17 protein-coding genes are annotated in these 18,172 nt (G+C 69.8%); 3 read left to right on the plus strand and 14 right to left on the minus strand.

The window, feature by feature from the left end; translation table 11 throughout:
* Window positions 1-2 precede the first annotated feature (2 nt).
* The 4 genes from ACFYWY_RS16135 to ACFYWY_RS16150 form a co-directional block, all read right to left on the minus strand.
* Window positions 3-1,424, minus strand: a complete 1,422-nt coding sequence (locus ACFYWY_RS16135; protein WP_389185919.1) for a sugar porter family MFS transporter — start codon at window positions 1,422-1,424, stop codon at window positions 3-5.
* A 215-nt stretch (window positions 1,425-1,639) separates the two neighbouring features.
* On the minus strand, window positions 1,640-5,194 hold the full coding sequence (gene smc / locus ACFYWY_RS16140; protein WP_389185922.1) for a chromosome segregation protein SMC: 3,555 nt from the start codon (window positions 5,192-5,194) through the stop codon (window positions 1,640-1,642).
* Window positions 5,195-5,355: 161 nt separating this feature from the next.
* Entirely contained in the window at window positions 5,356-5,574 is a 219-nt protein-coding gene (locus ACFYWY_RS16145; protein ID WP_389185925.1) for a hypothetical protein, read from the minus strand.
* A gap of 392 nt (window positions 5,575-5,966) precedes the next feature.
* On the minus strand, window positions 5,967-6,248 hold the full coding sequence (locus ACFYWY_RS16150) for an acylphosphatase (RefSeq protein ID WP_389185928.1): 282 nt from the start codon (window positions 6,246-6,248) through the stop codon (window positions 5,967-5,969).
* Window positions 6,249-6,398: 150 nt separating this feature from the next.
* On the opposite strand from ACFYWY_RS16150, the gene ACFYWY_RS16155 reads away from it, so the two are divergent.
* Both ACFYWY_RS16155 and ACFYWY_RS16160 read left to right on the plus strand, forming a co-directional pair.
* Window positions 6,399-7,205, plus strand: coding sequence for a CAP domain-containing protein (locus ACFYWY_RS16155; RefSeq protein WP_389185931.1), 807 nt, complete (start codon window positions 6,399-6,401; stop codon window positions 7,203-7,205).
* Between the two features lie 55 nt (window positions 7,206-7,260).
* On the plus strand, window positions 7,261-7,647 hold the full coding sequence (locus ACFYWY_RS16160) for a winged helix-turn-helix transcriptional regulator (protein ID WP_389185934.1): 387 nt from the start codon (window positions 7,261-7,263) through the stop codon (window positions 7,645-7,647).
* On the opposite strand, the gene mutM is transcribed toward ACFYWY_RS16160, so the two are convergent.
* The 9 genes from mutM to ACFYWY_RS16205 form a co-directional block, all read right to left on the minus strand.
* Window positions 7,611-8,480, minus strand: a complete 870-nt coding sequence (gene mutM, locus ACFYWY_RS16165) for a bifunctional DNA-formamidopyrimidine glycosylase/DNA-(apurinic or apyrimidinic site) lyase (RefSeq protein ID WP_389185937.1) — start codon at window positions 8,478-8,480, stop codon at window positions 7,611-7,613. The genes ACFYWY_RS16160 and mutM overlap by 37 nt on opposite strands.
* 126 nt (window positions 8,481-8,606) lie before the next feature.
* Window positions 8,607-9,506 (minus strand): ribonuclease III, encoded by a 900-nt coding sequence (gene rnc, locus ACFYWY_RS16170; RefSeq protein WP_389185940.1) that lies wholly within the window; start codon window positions 9,504-9,506, stop codon window positions 8,607-8,609.
* 19 nt (window positions 9,507-9,525) lie between these two features.
* Entirely contained in the window at window positions 9,526-9,699 is a 174-nt protein-coding gene (gene rpmF, locus ACFYWY_RS16175; protein ID WP_053675094.1) for a 50S ribosomal protein L32, read from the minus strand.
* Between the two features lie 2 nt (window positions 9,700-9,701).
* Window positions 9,702-10,307: a YceD family protein gene (locus tag ACFYWY_RS16180; RefSeq protein ID WP_389185944.1), complete on the minus strand. Its 606-nt coding sequence runs from the start codon at window positions 10,305-10,307 to the stop codon at window positions 9,702-9,704.
* A 179-nt stretch (window positions 10,308-10,486) separates the two neighbouring features.
* Window positions 10,487-11,575: a cell division initiation protein gene (locus ACFYWY_RS16185; RefSeq protein WP_389185948.1), complete on the minus strand. Its 1,089-nt coding sequence runs from the start codon at window positions 11,573-11,575 to the stop codon at window positions 10,487-10,489.
* Window positions 11,576-11,672: 97 nt separating this feature from the next.
* On the minus strand, window positions 11,673-12,152 hold the full coding sequence (gene coaD / locus ACFYWY_RS16190; protein ID WP_389186353.1) for a pantetheine-phosphate adenylyltransferase: 480 nt from the start codon (window positions 12,150-12,152) through the stop codon (window positions 11,673-11,675).
* 26 nt (window positions 12,153-12,178) lie between these two features.
* Entirely contained in the window at window positions 12,179-12,763 is a 585-nt protein-coding gene (gene rsmD, locus ACFYWY_RS16195; protein ID WP_389185951.1) for a 16S rRNA (guanine(966)-N(2))-methyltransferase RsmD, read from the minus strand.
* A 143-nt stretch (window positions 12,764-12,906) separates the two neighbouring features.
* On the minus strand, window positions 12,907-15,090 hold the full coding sequence (recG, locus tag ACFYWY_RS16200; protein ID WP_389185954.1) for an ATP-dependent DNA helicase RecG: 2,184 nt from the start codon (window positions 15,088-15,090) through the stop codon (window positions 12,907-12,909).
* Window positions 15,091-15,195: 105 nt separating this feature from the next.
* Complete coding sequence (locus ACFYWY_RS16205; RefSeq protein ID WP_389185957.1) at window positions 15,196-16,788, minus strand: DAK2 domain-containing protein; 1,593 nt, start codon at window positions 16,786-16,788, stop codon at window positions 15,196-15,198.
* A gap of 258 nt (window positions 16,789-17,046) precedes the next feature.
* Between ACFYWY_RS16205 and rpmB the strand changes: the two genes are divergently transcribed.
* On the plus strand, window positions 17,047-17,232 hold the full coding sequence (gene rpmB, locus ACFYWY_RS16210) for a 50S ribosomal protein L28 (protein ID WP_215097120.1): 186 nt from the start codon (window positions 17,047-17,049) through the stop codon (window positions 17,230-17,232).
* Window positions 17,233-17,349: 117 nt separating this feature from the next.
* Here the strand turns inward: rpmB and thiD are convergent, their stop codons facing one another.
* Window positions 17,350-18,162 (minus strand): bifunctional hydroxymethylpyrimidine kinase/phosphomethylpyrimidine kinase, encoded by an 813-nt coding sequence (thiD, locus tag ACFYWY_RS16215; RefSeq protein WP_389185960.1) that lies wholly within the window; start codon window positions 18,160-18,162, stop codon window positions 17,350-17,352.
* Window positions 18,163-18,172 lie beyond the last annotated feature (10 nt).

Genomic DNA, 18,172 nt, shown 5'->3' on the forward strand with positions numbered 1-18,172 from the left:
GTTTAGCCCATCTCCTCCAACGCCTTGCCCTTGGTCTCCTTGACGAACAGAAGTACGAAGGGGATCGAGAGCGCGGCGAAGGCTGTGTAGATGATGTACGTGCCGGAGAGGTTCCAGTCCGCCAGGCTCGGGAAGCTCGCGGTGATGACCCAGTTGGCGATCCACTGCGCGGACGCGGCGACGCCGAGTGCCGCCGCGCGGATCCGGTTCGGGAACATCTCGCCCAGGAAGACCCAGACCACGACGCCCCACGAGAGGGCGAAGAAGAGCACGAAGACATGCGCGGCGATCAGGGCGACGGCGCCCTGGGTGGTGGGCAGTTTGCCGTCGACGAGGTCGGAGGAGAAGGCCCAGGCCTCGAAGGCGAGAGCGATCGCCATACCGGTCGAGCCGACGAGGGCGAGCGGACGCCGGCCGACCCGGTCGACCAGGACCATCGCGATCACGGTGCCGATGATGTTGATGATCGACGTGGTGAACGAGTAGAAGAAGGACTCGGCCGGGTCGATGCCGACCGACTGCCACAGCGCCGCGGAGTAGTAGAAGACGACGTTGATGCCGACAAGCTGCTGGAAGAGGGAGAGTCCGATGCCGATCCACACGATGGGCAGGAAGTTGAAGCGGCTGCCCAGCAGGTCTTTGAAGCTCGACTTGTGCTCGCGGCGCATCGCGAGATCGATCTCGGCGACGCGGGCGTCCAGGTTCACGTTGTGGCCCTCGACCTCGGTGAGGACTTCCTTCGCCCTGTCGACCTTGCCGACGGAGATCAGGTAGCGGGGCGACTCGGGGATCGCGAAGGAGAGCAGGCCGTACAGCATCGCGGGGACGACCATGACGCCGAGCATCCACTGCCAGGCCTCGATCCCGCCGATCTCGCCGCGCTGCTCACCGTCGGCGAGCTGCAGGATGCCGTAGTTGACCAGCTGGGAGACGGCGATGCCGATGACGATCGCGGCCTGCTGGAAGGAGGCGAGCCTGCCCCGGTACGCGGCCGGGGACACCTCGGCGATGTAGGCCGGGCCGATGACCGAGGCCATGCCGATGGCGAAGCCGCCGACGATGCGCCAGAAGGCGAGGTCGTAGAGGGCGAAGGGCAGGGCGGAACCCACCGCGCTGACGGTGAAGAGCACGGCGGCGATCTGCATACAGCGGATGCGGCCGATGCGGTCGGCGATCCGGCCGGCGGTGGCCGCGCCGATGGCGCAGCCGATCAGGGCGATGGCGATGACCTGGGCGAGCGTTCCCGAACCGATCTCGTAGCGGTCCCGGATGGCCTCGACGGCGCCGTTGATCACGGAACTGTCGTAACCGAAGAGGAAACCGCCCATCGCGGCCGCCGCCGTGATGAAGATGACATGCCCGATATGGTCGGGGTGGGCTTCGCGGGCTCCCGATGCCGGAGGCGGCTGCGAGGTGCTGGTCACGTGAACTCCTGGGGCCGTCCGGCAGCGTCGCCGGGCGTGGGCGGGGCGAGCCCTTCAAGTGGCGCACAACTTCACGTTGCCCACCACTTGAAGGTAAATGCAACGTGACAGAGGCTATTCGTTCAAGTTTCGAAGTCAATACCCGCTACCCAAGAAATCCCGACCGACGGCATGTCGACTTGTGTTCAACACTTGAAGATTAGTCAGCGCGACTGTCAGCGAAGACGCTGGCTGATGACCTTGGAGACGCCGTCGCCCTGCATGGAGACGCCGTACAGCGCGTCAGCGACCTCCATCGTCCGCTTCTGGTGCGTGATGACGATCAGCTGCGAGGACTCCTGGAGCTCCTGCATGATCCGGATCAGCCGCTGGAGGTTGGTGTCGTCCAGCGCCGCCTCGACCTCGTCCATCACATAGAACGGGCTCGGCCGGGCCTTGAAGATCGACACCAGTAGCGCGACGGCGGTCAGCGACCGCTCGCCGCCCGACAGCAGCGAGAGCCGCTTGACCTTCTTGCCCGGCGGCCGCGCCTCGACGTCCACGCCCGTGGTGAGCATGTTGTCGGGATCGGTCAGGATCAGCCTGCCCTCGCCGCCCGGGAAGAGCCGCGAGAAGACACCCTCGAACTGGCGGGCCGTGTCCCGGTACGCATCGGTGAAGACCTGCTCGACGCGCTCGTCGACTTCCTTGATCACCTGAAGTAGGTCGGCCCTGGTCTTCTTCAGGTCTTCAAGCTGCTCGGAGAGGAACTTGTGGCGCTCCTCCAGCGCGGAGAACTCCTCCAGGGCAAGCGGATTCACCTTCCCGAGCTGCTGATACGCCCTTTCGGCGGACTTGAGCCGCTTCTCCTGCTCGCCGCGTACGAAGGGTTTCTGCTGGTTGCGCGGGTGCCCGGGGTCATCGGGCAGGTCCTCTCCCTCGGCGGGCGGTGACGGCGGCACCAGCTGGTCGGGCCCGTACTCCGCGATCAGCCCGGCCGGTTCCACGCCGAGCTCCTCCAGAGCCCTGGTCTCCAACTGCTCGATCCGCAGCCGCTTCTCCGCCCCGAGTACCTCGCCGCGGTGAACTGAATCCGTGAGTTTGTCGAGCTCGCCCTTGAGGTCGCGCCCCTGGTTGCGGGCTGCGCTCAACTCCTGTTCGCGCTCGGCCTTGGCCGCCTCTGCCGTGACCCGCTCCGCCTCGGCCCGCACCAGCGAGACCTCGACATGCGCCAGCAGCTGGCGGGCACCGCTCGCCACAGCGGACGCGACCTCCGCCTCGTGGCGCAGCCGGGCGCGTCTCTGTTCGGCGCGCGCCCGCGCCTCGCGCTCGGCGCGCGCTCCCCGGTCGAGTGCGTCCGCGCGCCCCGCGAGCCCCTTGACGCGCTCCTCATGCGTACGGACCTGGAGGCGGGCCTCCATCTCGGTCTGGCGTGCGTTGGCGCCGTCGGCGGCGAGCCGGTCCCGTACATGCGTATCGGGCTCCTCCTCGATGGGAGCCTCCTCGGCGACGAGCAGCCTCTCGGCCAGCTCCTCGGCCTCCTCCCGCGCCCGCTCCAGCGCCTCTTGCGCCCTGGCGGCTGCCGCGGTCGTCCGCTCGGCCTCGCCCGCGGCGCCGCGGGCCTGTCCGGCGAGCCGTCCCAGCTGTCCCGACACGGCCGACTTCTCACGGTCGGCGGCCCGGCGGCGCTCCCCCAACTCCTCCACCAGCGCGGCACACTCACGGCGACGCCCGGTGGCCTGCTGCTGTGCGGCGGCCAGCTCCTCGCACTGGACGGCCAGCTCCTCCAGCTCGGCGGCCGCCTCGTCGACGGATGCCTGCACCTCGAGCAGGCTCGGCGCTCCGGCGGAGCCGCCCTGCGCGAAATGGGCCCCGAGGATGTCGCCTTCGGCGGTCACGGCGGTGAGTTCGGGCCGCGAGTAGACCAGATCCTCGGCGTCCTCCAGCGTCCCGACGACGACCGTGCCCCGCAGCAGACGGCGCACGGCGGGCATCAGCTCATCGGGACCGCGCACCAGATCGGCGGCGTACGCATGCCCGTCCGCGCGCGGCTGGGGGGTTACGGATTCAGGGGCGCCGCTCAGCAGTATCGCCGCGCGCCCCGCGTCCGTCTTGCGGAGCAGCCGCAGCGCCTCCGCGGCGGTCGCCGGAGCCGACACGGCGACGGCGTCCGCGGCCGCGCCCAGCGCCGCCGCGACCGGCACCTCATAGCCGGAAGCCACGGTGAGGAACTCGGACGCCGGGCCGAGCAGACCGCTCAGCCGGTCCTTCGCGGCGAGCAGCGCGCCCGTGCCGTCCTTGCGGCGCAGGCCCAGGGCGAGCGCCTCGCGGCGGGCAGCCACGGCTGCGCGCTTGCGTTCGGCGGCGGTCAGGGCCTCGCGGGCCGCGCTCAGTGCCGCTTCCGCCTCCGCCAGTTCACGCCTGGCCGCCTCGTGCTGCTCGCCGAGCGCGGAGTCGTCGGCGTCGAGCCCGTCGACCTCTGCCTTGAGCTGCTCGTACTCCTCCTGCGCGGCCACAGCCCGCTCCTGGGCCTCGTCGCGTGCGGCGGCCAGCCGGTCGATCTCGGCCTGCGCCGACCCGGCCCGCGAACGGGCGGCGTTGACCTGACCGCCCAGGCGGGCCAGTCCCTCGCGCCGGTCGGCGATCGCCCGCGCGACATCCTTGAGCCGCCGCTCCTCGACGGCCAGCTCCCGCTCCAGCTCGGCGCGGTGCGCGACGGTGTCCTCCAGCGCGCGCTCGGCCGCCTCCATCGCGGCCTCGAGCTCCGCTTCCTGCTCGCGGATCCTGGCGGCCTCGCGCTCCATGTCCTCGGGGTCCCGGCCGCGCCGCTCGTCCGCGGGGGCTGCGCTGGCGCTCTTCACCCGCGCGTCGGCCAGCGAGATCGTGCCGCGCACCCGCTCGGCGAGCTGGGACAGCTCGTACCAGCTCTGCTGCGCCCGCTGCAGCCGCGGGGCGAGGCGCCGTACGTCGTCCTCCAGATCCGCCTCTCGGCTCAGTGCCGCCTTGAGCTCCGCCTCTGCGGCGTCCTTGCGTTCCTTGAGCGCGGCCTCGTCGGCGATCTCGCTGCGCAGCGCTTCCCGCAGCCGTACGAGGTCGTCGGCGAGCAGCCGGAGCCGGGCGTCGCGCAGATCGGCCTGGATGACGGCGGCCCGCCGCGCGACCGCGGCCTGCCGCCCCAGCGGCTTGAGCTGCCTGCGCAGTTCGTCGGTCAGGTCCTGTACGCGGGCCAGGTTGGCCTGCATCGCGTCCAGCTTCCGCAGCGCCTTCTCCTTGCGCTTGCGGTGCTTGAGGACGCCGGCGGCCTCCTCGATGAAGGCCCTGCGGCCCATCGGATCGGCGTGCAGTACGGAGTCGAGCTGGCCCTGCCCGACGATGACGTGCATCTCGCGGCCGATGCCTGAGTCGGACAGCAGTTCCTGGATGTCCAGGAGCCGGCACGTGTCGCCGTTGAGCTGGTACTCGCTGCCGCCGTTGCGGAACATGATCCGCGTGATGGTGACCTCGGCGTAGTCGATGGGGAGCGCGCCGTCGGAGTTGTCGATGGTGAGGGAGACCTCGGCGCGGCCGAGCGGGGGCCGCCCGGTCGTCCCGGCGAAGATGACGTCCTCCATCTTGCCGCCGCGCAGCGACTTGGCTCCCTGCTCACCCATGACCCAGGAGAGCGCGTCCACCACATTGGACTTGCCGGAGCCGTTGGGCCCGACGACACAGGTGATGCCCGGCTCGAACCGCAGCGTGGTGGCGGAGGCGAAGGATTTGAACCCGCGCAGGGTCATGGCCTTGAGGTGCACGCCGCCGGACTCTACCTTTCACTCGCGGTTTCACCCATGAAGGTGCAGGGCACATCAGACGTTAAGCGAAGCACCTTAGGGGGCGAGCCGGCAAAGAAAGAAGGGACGCCGAGGCGTCCCTTGCATATCTTGCGCGATGTATCTCCAGAAGATCGCCGTGCTCAGGTGAGCGCAGGCTCCGCCTGGGGTACGTCGATGTCGATGCCGTCAAGCAGCGACTCTCCGGGGTGCTGAGCGGCGGCAGCGTTGAGCGCGTCGTTCTCGGACTGGATCCGTACAAGCTCGGATTCGAGGTCCTGGACGCGCTGCTGAAGCCGTCGCATCTCGGCGAGGAGTCGCGGGTCGGAACCGCCGACGTAACCGAGAAGCGCCTTTGCCATGATGGATGGTCCTCCACACTGAGTGACCGACCGATGCGGTGTGGGTCGTGAGGGATTCGCACCCGCGGTGTCCGGCAGTGCTTGTTACTGCTGATATTGCTGCGGTTCTTACTGCCAAACAGCTAAGGTGCGCGGGGACTTCCAGAGTCTCACCAAAAAGTTTGACGGTCAACACGATCACACCCCGTATCAGCGGGCAAACCCGGGGGCATCCGGCCGCGGAACGTGCGGCGGAGCCTCATCTGCGGGGCCCTTGGGGCGTAGAGATCATTCTTCCTGGCGCAGCCTCGCACCACAAGCCCTTCTTGGCAACCACCAGGTCATTTCCGTCAAAGGCGGGTGCCTGAGGCATGCGTTCTGGACCGTCGCGGCGACGAAATCCGTGGTGATCTTCAGCGGATCGCGAAGTCCTCGTAACCGCCGCGCGGAGTGCCCCAGATCTCAGTGACACCATCGACCCGCCCGGGTGTGTCGTCGGAGCGCAGCCACTCCAGCAAACGGTGGCAATTCTCACGTGGCCCTTCTGCCACAACCTGCACTCTGCCGTCGTCGAGATTGATCGCGAATCCCGTGAGGCCGCCGATCTCCAGGGCATTTGCCCTGGTGAACCAGCGGAAGCCCACTCCCTGCACTCGGCCGCGTACCCAGGCGGTGAACCGTGCAACATCATCCATGGGTGCAAGCTAACCGGCCAATTCCTCTCTGAGCACTTCGCCCCCACGCGTCATGGCGTACAGTCCGGTCGCAATGAAACTCACCCGTTTGGGTGAGTCTGCTTTGATATTCGACCGTCGAGCATCGTCGAGCTGAGGAAGGCACTGCAGATGGGACGCCATAGCCGGAAGAAGCGGGCAGCTGTGCCCGTACGCACCGGACTGCTCGGTGCTTCCGCAGCCATGGCGGTAGGCGCCGTGGCCGTCGCGTCAGGCTTGCTGCCGGGCGGCGACAAGTTCACATTCAGCGGCGGCAGCGAGTCGGGCGGGCAGGTGCGCACCGAAGGCTCGGCGAAGCTGCAGACGCAGGGCGACGCGAGCGCCGAGCCGACGAACGGGGCCTCGGCCTCCGCGAGCCCGAGCGTCCCGCGCCCGCAGGCGCCGTCGAAGACCCCCTCCCCCACGCCGACCAAGCCGTCGGTGACGCCCTCGAAGCAGACGAAGGCCCCGGAGAAGAAGGAGAGCAGCGCGCCTCCGTCCCGTACCGAGACGCGCGCCCCCAACCGTTCGGCCGAGCGGGCCAAGCCTGTGGCCCCGGGCGCTGCGGCCATCGAGGCCCAGGTGGTCAGCATGGTCAACAAGGAGCGCGCGAAGGTCGGGTGCAGCCCGGTACGGTCCGATGCCTCACTGGCGGATCTGGCCGGCGACTTCAGCTCCGACATGGCCGCGCGTGGCTTCTTCGACCACACGGACCCCACAGGCGCGACCCCCTGGGACCGCGCTGCGAAGGCCGGCGTACAGGGGCTCGGCGGCGAGAACATCGCCCGCGGGCAGGCCGACGCGGCCGCTGTGATGAACTCCTGGATGAACAGCGACGGCCACCGCGCGAACATACTCAACTGCGACTACAAGACGCTGGGCGTCGGTGTGCACCTGGGTGACGGCGGCCCGTGGTGGACACAGGACTTCGGCTTCTGAGGCCCTGCGTCTCACTTTCTCCTGGTCAGTGCTGCGCCGGAGTAAGGTGGCCGTCATGGACGACGGCAACCCCTTTGACGTGTTCTCGAAGCAGTGCCCCTCGCGCGGCACGCTCGAGCATGTGACGGGCCGCTGGGGCAGCCTGACCGTCGGGGCCCTGTACGAGGGGACCCTCCGCTTCAACGAACTGCGGCGGCGCGTCGACGGCGTGAGCGAGAAGATGCTCTCCCAGACACTGCACGCCCTGGAGCGCGACGGTCTGGTTCACAGGGACGCACAGCCCACCAATCCTCCGCGGGTGGACTATGAGCTGACCCCACTGGGACGCGCCGTGGCCGAGCGGCTGCTCGGACTGATTCACCTGGTGGAGGGCCGGATGCCCGAGGTGCTGGCGGCGCGCGAGCGTTACGACAGCGTGCTCGTCGGCCGTGGCGGCCGCTGACAGCGCGGGCAGAAGTAGCTGGAGCGGTTCATCCAGGGGCGTCGGCGCATGGGGGTGCCGCAGCGACGGCAGGGCTCGTCCTCTCGCCCGTAGGCGTCCAACGACCGGTCGAAATAGCCTGATTCGCCGTTCACGTTCACATAGAGGCTGTCGAAGCTAGTGCCACCGACGGCCAGGGCCGCGTTCATCACGTCCCGTACATGCCGGAGCAGTTCGGTCGAGCGGGGGCGTGCGAGGGTCGCGGTGGGGCGCTCGTAGTGGAGCTTCGCGCGCCACAGCGCCTCGTCCGCGTAGATGTTCCCGACCCCGCTGATCAGCGACTGGTCCAGCAGCGCGCGCTTGACGGTCGTACGGCGCAGGCGCAGCGCGGTGTGAAAGGCCGCGTCGTCGAAGGCCGGGTCGAGCGGATCGCGGGCGATGTGCGCGATGACTTCGGGGAGCCCCTCGGGTGTGTTGTCGTGCAGCGAAAGACCGCCGAAGGTGCGCTGGTCGACGAAGCGCAGCTCGGTGCCGAGAGGGTCGTCGAAACGGATCCGGATCCGCAGATGCTTCTCATCGACGGCGCCCTCGGGCTGGACGAGCAGCTGCCCGCTCATGCCCAGATGACCGAGGATCGAGGCGTCCGTGTCCGCAAGCGGCAGCCAGAGATACTTGCCGCGGCGGCGGGCGATGCCGACGCTGTGTCCTTTGAGACGTGCCGCGAAGTCGCCGGCGCCGGCCGGATGGCGGCGGACCGCCCGCGGGTGCAGGACCTGCACCTCGGCGATCGTACGGCCGCTGACCCAGCGCTGAAGGCCACGACGTACGACTTCGACCTCGGGCAGCTCGGGCACGGGGCTCCTTCGGGCAACTCTCACGGTGATGCCCGCAGCGTACCGCTGTGCCCGACGGCGAAACCGGTGAGGCCCCTTGCGCTCCGGGGGGAGCGAGGGGCCTCACGGGAAAGCGGAAACGTCGACTCAGGCCGTGGCCCGGTCCGCGGGTTCCGAGGCCGAAAGGGCGTCGGCGGCCCTTCCGTCGGAATCGTCGGATTCGTCGGCGGCATCGGCGACATAAGACGTCTCGGGCGTCGCGTCGGCCGCCACTTCCGCTTCGGCCTTCGCCGCGGCCAGGCGCTCGTCCGCGGCGGCACGGATCTCCCGCCAGGCGGATTCTGCCGCCTGCTGCTCCGCTTCCTTCTTGCTGCGGCCGGTGCCGGTGCCGTACGAGACACCACCGACGCGGGCGGCAGCAGTGAAGGTCTTCTCGTGGTCCGGGCCGGTCTCGGTGACGAGATGCTCCGGGACTCCGAGCCCCTCGGCGGCGGTGAGCTCCTGGAGGCTGGTCTTCCAGTCCAGGCCCGCGCCAAGGTTCGAGGACTTCTCGATAAGCGGGTCGAAGAGGCGGTGCACCAGCTCCGAGGCCGCCTCGAGGCCCTGGTCGAGATAGACCGCACCGATCACCGCTTCCAGGGTGTCGGCGAGGATGGACGCCTTGTCCCGGCCCCCCGTGCCCTCTTCGCCCCGGCCGAGCCGGATGAAGGAGCCGAGTTCGAGGCCGCGCCCGACCTCCGCCAGCGCACGCGAATTGACCACCGCGGCCCGCAACTTGGCCAGCTGGCCTTCGGGCAGGTCGGGGTGGGTGCGGTACAGCGTGTCGGTGACCACCAGACCGAGCACCGAATCCCCGAGGAATTCGAGCCGCTCATTGGTGGGCAGACCGCCGTTCTCGTACGCGTACGAACGGTGGGTCAGCGCACGCACCAGAAGGGCGGACTCGAGGTGATACCCGAGCCGCCCTTCCAGAAGCGTGTGGGACGAGGCTGCGTTGGCTGTGTTTACTGCGTCTGCCTGCTTCTTGGCATTGGACAGCTCAGACATCGGGCCTCTCACCAGCCGCTCAGACCTCGAGGACCTGGCGCTTGTTGTAGGTGCCGCAGCTCGGGCACGCGATGTGCTGCAGCTTCGGCTCCTGGCAACGCTCACACGAAACCAGGTTGGGGACCGCAGCCTTCCACTGCGACCGGCGGTGGCGCGTGTTGCTGCGCGACATCTTCCGCTTCGGAACAGCCACGGCTACTTCTCCTGCTTCTCGTCGACGCCCGCTTCGGCGCCGCCCATGTTGTCCTTCTCGCCGTCCTGAATGGTCTCGGCGAGTCCCTGCAAAGCCGCCCAACGAACGTCGACGGCATCGTGGTGGTGGTCCGGGTTCTCGTCCAGCCTGACCCCGCACTGGGGGCACAGACCGGCACAGGTCTCCCGGCACACCGGCTGCATCGGCAGTGCAAGCACCACCGCATCACGCAGCACGGGCTCGAGGTCGAACAGACCGTCCTCGAGAAAAAGCCTGTCCTCGTCCTCGGCGTCGTCGACGGGCTCCGCAGTGCGACTGCGGCTCCGGTCGTCGGCGTCGGGGTACGTGAACATCTCCTGGAAATCCGCCGCAACCTCCTGGCGCAACGGCTCCAGACACCTTACGCACTCCCCCTCGGCCGTTGCACGGGCGGTGCCTGTGACAAGCACACCTTCCATGACCGACTCCAGGCGGACGTCGAGCTCCACGGGCGCGCCCAGAGGCACGCCGATGACCCCTTCGATACCGAAGTCCTTGGGGGTCGGGACCGAGCGGGTCAGCCGCTGGAGCGCACCGGGACGCCGCCCCAGCTCGTGTGTGTCGAACACGAGGGGGTTGCGATGGTCGAGGTGCGTGCTCAGGGCTTTCCTGCTTTCGGATCGTGGGGAGGGGCCGTCCCGATTCGGAGACGAAGCGGGCAGCCGGGATCGCGGAACTACGCGCGACCGAAGAGCCAGGATACTGGACTGGCCGCCGTAGACCCAATCCGTGCTTCCGGGGGGCTTCTTCAGCGCCCCTGCTCGTAACGGCGCAGCTGCTCGAGGTCGATCATGCTGGTGTCGAACAGGCTGGTCTCGTCGAGGGCGCCCTGCTGCTGCACCGGCTGCTGCTGGACCTGCTGCTGCTCGGGCTGCTGGTAGGCGTACGGGTCCGGCTGGGCGTACTGCTGGTCGTAGCCCTGCTGCTGGTAGGCGGCGTACGGATCGGTCTGATAGCCGGCGTACGCCTCCTGCGGCTGGTAGGCGTACGGGTCGTGCTGCGGCTGCGGGACCTGGGCCGGGGCCTGGGCCGGGATCTGCGGTTGCTGCTCGGCTTGCGGCTGGTACTGGTGCGGCTGGGCCTGGTGCTGCAGCTGCGGCTCGGCCAGCTCCGCGAGACCGGCCAGATAGTCCGAGTCGCTCGCGTGCTGCTGCGGGCCCGCCGCGTCCTGGGCGGCCATGTGCTCGCCGAGGGCGTCGCTGGTGGTCCGGCCGTGCAGCTTCTGCCGGCCGCGGCCGACCGCGTCACGGGTCTTGGAGAGGACCGCTTCGAAGGCGCCGAGCTTGGCGTCGACGTACTCGTCCGCGCGCTGGATCAGGGTCTGCGGGTCCGCGCTGTACTCAGGGGCGTCGTCCTCGGCAGGGTCGATGTAACCCTGCTCGTCCAGGCCGGGGCCGCGGCCGAGCAGCTTCTCGCGGCCTCGGTCGACGGAGCCGATGGTCTTGGTGAGGACGACCTCGAAGTTGGCGAGCTTGGAGTCGACGTAGTCGTCGGCCTCGGCGCGGATCTCCTCGGCATCCCGGCGGGCCTCGGCGAGGATGCGGTCCGCCTCGTCCTGGGACTGGCGGGCGACCTGCGTGTCCGAGATCAGCGAGCCGCGCTCGGCGTGGGCGCTCTCGATGATCCGCTCGGCCTCCTGGCGGGCCTGCTCGACCAACTGCTCACGGCCGCCGATCAGCTCCTGGGCCTGCGCCAGGGATCCCGGCAGGGCCTGCCTGACCTCTTCGAGCATGGCGAGCAGCTCGGCGCGGTTGACCACGCAGGAGGCCGACATGGGCATGGACCGGGCGTTCCCGACCGCCTCGACGATCTCGTCGAGCTTCTTTTGGACGTCCACCGTGTGTTCGCCACTCTCTACAGCTGATGGAAGACGGACGGGACGACTGTACGGGCAGCCGGTGCCCGTCCGACACCGGGTGACGGCCTGTCAGCCGTCACTTCTCGGCGAGGCGCCGGGTCAGTGCCTCGTGGACCACGGGCGGCAGCAGGTGGGAGACGTCGCCGCCCCAGGCGGCGACCTCCTTGACCAGACTGGAGGAGAGGAAGCTGTAGGTGGGGTTGGTCGGGACGAAGAGGGTCTCGACGCCTGAGAGGCCGTTGTTCATCTGGGCCATCTGCAGTTCGTAGTCGAAGTCGCTGACCGCCCGCAGGCCCTTGACGATGGCCGGGATGTCGCGCTGCTTGCAGAAGTCGACGAGAAGGCCGTGGTGGGACTCCACCTCGACGTTCCCGTACTCGCGGGTGACCTGGCGGATCATGTCCATCCGCTCTTCGACGGTGAACAGTCCCTGCTTGGACTGGTTGATCATCACCGCGACATGTACGACGTCGTACAGCTTGGAGGCGCGGGCAATGATGTCGAGGTGTCCATTGGTGATGGGGTCGAATGACCCCGGACAGACTGCGCGGCGCAACTTACGTCCCTCGCTCTCCGGTCCGGTCATGGTGCGTCTTCGCACGTAGAGGCGGCGCGACCGTACCAAAGCGTGCCCTCGCCGTAACGACGGGCCCGCAATGGCTCGAAGCCCTGCGGCCATATGAATTCGCCGCCTCTGGTGCTGCGCTCCACGGTGGCGAGAGCATCGTCCGCGAGCCAGCCCTGGGCGCGGAGTGTGAGCAGAATCTCGCGAAGATCGTCGTCGGTGACGGCGTACGGAGGGTCGAGGAAGACGACGTCGTACGGGTCGTCGGGGGCCGGACCCGTCACGATCTGTTCCGCTTTGCCGCTGCGTACCTCGGCGCCGGGCAGGCCGAGAGCCCGGACGTTCTCCCGGACGATACGGGCGGCGCGGCTGTCGGCCTCGATGAGGAGGGCGTGGGACGCGCCGCGGGAGAGCGCCTCCAGGCCGACGGCGCCGGAGCCGGCGTACAGATCGGCGACTCGGATCCCGCTCAGCGTGCCGAGGAGCGACTCCCAGCTGGAGAAGAGCCCCTCGCGAGCGCGGTCGGATGTGGGGCGGGTGCCGGTGCCGGGCGGGACGGCGATACGGCGTCCGCCGGCCGCGCCGGCGATCACGCGGGTCATGGCTGTGGGTCCTCGTCGGGTTGTGGGGGGTGCGGATACGGCGGGTGCACACCCCACGATATTGCTTCGGCATTGCTTCGGCGGCGGCCGGTGCGAGGCGGACCGCCCGGCCGGTGCGAGGCGGACCGTTCTCCTCCGCGCCCTCAGCCCTTGTCGAGGTACTGCTCCCGCTCCGTGTCCAGCAGCGCGTCCAGCGCCGTACGCAGTTCGGGCAGCCGCTCGAGGTCCGGGTCCTCGGCGACGATCGACACCGCCTCCTCGCGGGCGGCCGCGATGACTTCCTCGTCGTCGATGACGGTGAGCATCCGCAGCGAGGAGCGCACGCCGGACTGGGCCTGGCCGAGCACATCGCCCTCGCGGCGCTGTTCGAGGTCGATGCGGGAGAGCTCGAAGCCGTCGAGGGTGGCGGCGACCGCGCCGAGCCGGGCCCGGGCGGGGCTCGCCTCGGGCATCTCGGTGACCAGCAGGCACAGACCGGGGGCCGAGCCACGGCCGACCCGGCCGCGCAGCTGGTGCAGCTGCGATACGCCGAACCGGTCCGCATCCATGATCACCATGGCGGTGGCGTTGGGTACGTTGACACCGACCTCGATGACGGTGGTGGCGACCAGGACGTCCACATCGCCGGCCGCGAACCGGCGCATGACGTCGTCCTTGTCGTCGGGCTGCATCCGCCCGTGCAGCACCTCGACGCGCAGGCCGCTCAGCGGCCCCTTGGCGAGCTGCTCGGCGATCTCGATGACGGCCAGCGGCGGGCGCTTCTCGGCCTCGTCCTCGGCGGACTTCTTCTTCGGATCGTCCTCGTCGTCGCCGATGCGGGGACACACGACATACGCCTGGTGTCCCTTCTCCACTTCCTCGCGCATGCGCTCCCAGGCGCGCGCCAGGAAGTGCGGCTTGTCCTGGGCGGGGACGACATGGCTGGCAATCGGCGAACGCCCGGCCGGCAGCTGGTCCAGGACCGAGGTCTCCAGATCGCCGAAGACCGTCATCGCGACCGTACGGGGAATGGGGGTGGCGGTCATGACGAGCAGGTGCGGCGGCTGCTTGCCCTTGGAGCGCAGGGCGTCACGCTGCTCCACGCCGAAGCGGTGCTGCTCGTCGACGACGACCAGGCCCAGATCGTGGAACTGCACCTTGTCCTCGATCAGCGCGTGCGTGCCGATCACGATCCCGGCCTCGCCGGTCACCAGGTCGAGCAGCGCCTGCCGCCGCACGGCCGCGCCCATCGAGCCGGTCAGCAGGACCACCTTGGTGGAGTGCTCGGCGCCGCCGAGCATTCCCCCCTCGGCCAGCTCGCCCATCATCTCGGTGATCGAGCGGTGGTGCTGCTGCGCGAGGACTTCGGTGGGCGCGAGCATCGCTGCCTGGCCGCCCGAATCGACGACGGTGAGCATCGCCCGCAGCGCGACCATCGTCTTGCCCGATCCGACCTCGCCCTGAAGGAGGCGGTGCATCGGGTGCTCGGTCGCCAGATCGTCGAAGATCTCCTTGGAGACCTTCTGCTGGCCGTCGGTGAGGGTGAAGGGCAGCTTGGCGTCGAAGGTGTCGAGCAGTCCGTCCGGCCTGGGTTTGCGTGCCACGGCGGGGAGTTGGGTGTCGGCGTACCGCCGGCGGGCGAGGGCGACCTGGAGCACGAACGCCTCGTCCCACTTCAGGCGCTGCCGTGCGTCTTCGATGTCCGCCCTGGTGTCCGGCCGGTGGATCTTGAGCAGTGCTTCGGGCAGCGACGCGAACCCGCGTCCGTCGCGCAGCGCGGGCGGCAGTGGATCGACGGCTTCGACGGCCCTGGGCAGCACTGCGTCCACCGCTTTGGTGATCTTCCAGGACTCCAGACCCTTGCAGGCCGGATAGATGGGGATCAGCTTGCCCGCGAAGGCGTCCACGGCGTCGTCGCCGCTGTCCGCGCCGAGCGGTACATACGTGGGGTGCGCGAGCTGCAGCTTGTGGTTGAAGACGGACACCTTGCCGGCGAACATCCCGCGGCTGCCCGGCGGCAGGTCCTTGTGCGGCTTGTGGATTCCCCGTCCGAAGAAGACCAGCTGGAGCCGGCCGCTGCCGTCGGTGAGGGTGATCTCCAGGCGCTGGCCACGGCCGTGGTTGAACTTCAGCACGCGGGAGTCGGCGACCTGAGCGACGACGGTGACGTCCTCGTCCAGCGGCAGCTCGGCCAGCCTGGTCAGCTGGCCGCGCTCCTCGTACCGACGGGGGTAGTGGTGCAGGAGGTCGCCGACCGTATGCAGGTCGAGATGCTCGGCCATCACCTTCGCGGTGGCGGCGCCGAGCGTGTTCTTCAGAGGTTCGTCGAGCGCGGGCACGCGATCCATTGCACACCACACCACTGACAGACGTCGCGCACCTGTGGATATCCGCTGGTCACCACGGTGCCGCGAGCCGCGCTGCGCGACCCCTGCGCCACCCCTGCTCCACCCCTACTCCACTCCGACGAGCAGCGGTGTCGACCCCCGCCCGCCCCGGTACACCAGCGTGTCCACCGCCAGGTAGCCGTCCCGTACGAACCTCTCCAGGCGCGCCGCCACCGCGTCGCCGTCCGGGACGTCCTCTCCCAGGATCAGCGTCACCAGCTCGCCCCCTGCCGCCAGCATCCTGTCCAGCACCGCCTCCGCGGTGGCCGCCAGGTCCGCGCCGATCACCGCGACGTCGCCGTCGATCAGGCCCAGGACGTCTCCGGCCTGGCACACGCCCGCCGTCGTCCACGACTGCCGTTCCGCGACGGCGAGTTCGGCGTAGCGCGTAGCGCCCGCCGCCGCCGTCATGGCGACCACGTCCTCGTCGAACCGGCGGTCCGGCTCGTGCACGGCGAGGGCCGCGATGCCCTGGACCGCCGCGCGGGTCGGGATGAGGGCGACGCGTACGCCCTCCGTGCGGGCCTGTTCGGCGGCCGCCGCGGCGGTGTGGCGGAGCTCCGCGGAGTTCGGGAGGAGGACCACCTCGCGCGCGTGGGCGCGGCGGATCGCGTCGACCAGTTCGCCGCTGGCCGGCGGCTCCCCCGGGCGGGCGAGCACCGTTGTGGCGCCCGCCTCGGCGCACAGGACCGACAGGCCTTCCCCGGGGACGACCACGACGACCGCCCGCTGCACCTGTTCCCGCTCCCGGGGCACCGCCGCGGTGTCGAAGTGCGTGATGCGGATCCGGTACGGCCGCCCCGCCTCGACGCCCGCCTCCACCGCCGCGCCCGCGTCGTCGACATGTACGTGGACGTTCCACAGGCCGTCCCCGCCGACGACGACGAGCGAGTCGCCGAGCCCGTCGAGCCGGGTCCGCAGCCGGGCCACCGCCGCGTCGTCCGCCTCCAGGAGGTAGATCACCTCGAAGGCCGGGCCTCCGTCGGCGCACGGCTCCAGGTCCGGGTCGCCGAGGTCATGACGTACATGAGCCAGCACGGGCACGACCGGGGCCTCGCCGGTCACCGCCTCGACCAGTGCCCCGAGCACCATGAGCAGCCCGCGCCCTCCCGCGTCCACGACCCCCGCGCGCTCCAGCACGGCGAGCTGCCCCGGGGTGGCGTCCAGTGCCTGCCGCGCCCCCTCGTACGCCGCCCGCACCGCGTTCTGCGGAGACGCGTCCGCGGCCTGCGCCGCCGCCCTCGCCACGCTCAGGATCGTGCCCTCGACGGGATGCGCGACGGCCTCGCGCGCCAGAGTGGCGGCCCGGCGCAGCGCACCGGCCAGGTGATCTCCGTCTCCCAGCCGCTCCGCCATGCCCCGCAGCAGTTGCGCCAGGATCGTCCCGGAGTTCCCGCGGGCGCCGATCAGCGCCCCGTGGGCCATCGCCCGCACCACGTCGGCCGGCGCGGGCGTCGACGACCCGGTCTCGTGCGCGGCGAAGACCGCCTCCACGGCCTGGGCCGCGGACTCCACGGTCAGATACAGGTTTGTGCCGGTGTCCCCGTCTGCGACCGGGTAGACATTGATCGCGTCGATCTCCTCGCGCTCACGGCCCAGGGCCTCCAGCGCCAGTGAGCACCAGGTGCGTACCGCTGCGGCGTCGAGGGTCTGCGGCACCTGGTGATCCTCCTTGAGCGGCCCGGAAAGGGCCGTGGGCAGCGGGGTTGCACCGCAGGGTAGACCCCGGTCGGGAGCGGGGTCCGGGGCGGGGGCGGGAGAAGCCATGGTAGTTTCGTATCTCGGACGCAGTCGTTGTATGCTGCTCCGGTTGCCCGATGAAAGTCGGGCCATTCCCCCGGCAAAGCCACCAATCAGATCACTGATCCGGCGCGCCGGAATTCACTGTAAGTGCATCTGAAGTCTTTGGAGTGACCCGTGGCTGCCAACTGCGACGTCTGCGGCAAGGGGCCGGGCTTCGGCAACAGCATCTCGCACTCGCACCGCCGTACGTCCCGTCGCTGGAACCCGAACATCCAGCGTGTGCGTGCCGTGGTCAGTGGGACGCCGAAGCGGCTCAACGCCTGCACCTCGTGCATCAAGGCCGGCAAGGTCTCGCGCTAACGCCGACTGTTCGTCGTAGCGCAGCCCCTCCGGTTGCCCTGAAAGCCGGTCCACCTCGGTGGACCGGCTTTTTGGCGTGCCCGTCCGTCCGTGCTCGTACGACGGTCACCGCAAGGGTCACCGGAAGCGCCAGGCGTGATCGACCGGGCCGATCCCGCCTCCCAGCGGGAATCCGGCCGCGATCGCCCCGGTGACGTACTCCTTCGCGGCCCGCACGGCCTCCGGGACTCCCAACCCCTTCGCCAGACCCGACGCGACCGCGGACGCCAGGGTGCAGCCCGTCCCGTGGGTGTGCCGGTTGTCGTACCGGGGCGCGCGCAGCCAGTGTTCCTGCGCGCCGTCCGTCAGCAGGTCCACCGCGTCGCCCGCGAGATGCCCGCCCTTGATCAGCGCCCAGCGCGGTCCGAGGCCGAGCACGGCGTCCGCGGCCCGCCGCATCCCCCTCTCGTCCTCGACCACCACGCCCGTCAGCTGAGCGACCTCGTCCAGATTCGGCGTGGCGACGGTGGCGACCGGCAGCAGCTTCTTGCGTACGGAGTCGAGTGCGGAGGCGGCCAGCAGCGGGTCGCCGTGCTTGGAGACCCCCACCGGGTCGACGACCACCGGTGCGTCCGTACCGGCCAACAGCTCTGCGACCGTCTCGACGAGCGGCGCGGACGCCAGCATTCCGGTCTTCACGGCCTGTACGCCTATGTCGTCGACGACGCTGCGGTACTGGGCCCGTACCGCATCGACCGGCAGCTCCCACGCGCCCTGCACACCCAGGGAGTTCTGCGCCGTAACCGCGGTGAGCACGCTCATGCCGTGCACGCCGAGCGCCAGCATCGTCTTGAGGTCGGCCTGAATGCCCGCGCCGCCGCCGGAGTCGGACCCGGCGACGGTCAGCACGCGAGGAGGCGCAGGGGGATGTACGCGGGGAGCTGTGTCCATGCGCCCGAAT

This window comes from Streptomyces sp. NPDC002870 (assembly GCF_042888505.1).
Lineage (GTDB): Bacteria > Actinomycetota > Actinomycetes > Streptomycetales > Streptomycetaceae > Streptomyces.